This window comes from Blautia sp. DFI.6.71 (assembly GCF_020593585.1).
Taxonomy (GTDB): Bacteria; Bacillota; Clostridia; order Lachnospirales; family Lachnospiraceae; genus Blautia_A; species Blautia_A wexlerae.
This window is the reverse complement of sequence record NZ_JAJDMJ010000221.1, coordinates 1-220: the sequence shown is the minus strand read 5'-3', so window position 1 is coordinate 220 and position 220 is coordinate 1. Positions and strand designations below refer to the sequence as shown.

Here is a 220-nt window from a genome sequence, read left to right as displayed (position 1 = left end):
ATTATATCGGTTTCAGTTATTATATGTCTTTCTGTACAAAAGCAGAACCAGACAATCCGGAATATGATTACCGTGGAGAAAAGGATCGTATAAAAAACCAGTATGTAAAGGCAAGTGAATGGGGATGGCAGATTGATCCGATCGGACTGCGCTATTCATTGAACTGGTTTACAGATCGCTACAAAGTACCACTGTTTATTGTAGAAAATGGATTTGGAGC

The 220-nt window shown here is 38.6% G+C and carries 1 protein-coding gene; it reads left to right on the top strand.

Annotated features, from left to right (window positions below; all coding sequences use genetic code 11):
- A partial coding sequence (locus LJE12_RS19945) for a family 1 glycosylhydrolase (RefSeq protein WP_227292460.1) occupies positions 1 to 220 on the top strand: 220 nt, incomplete at both ends.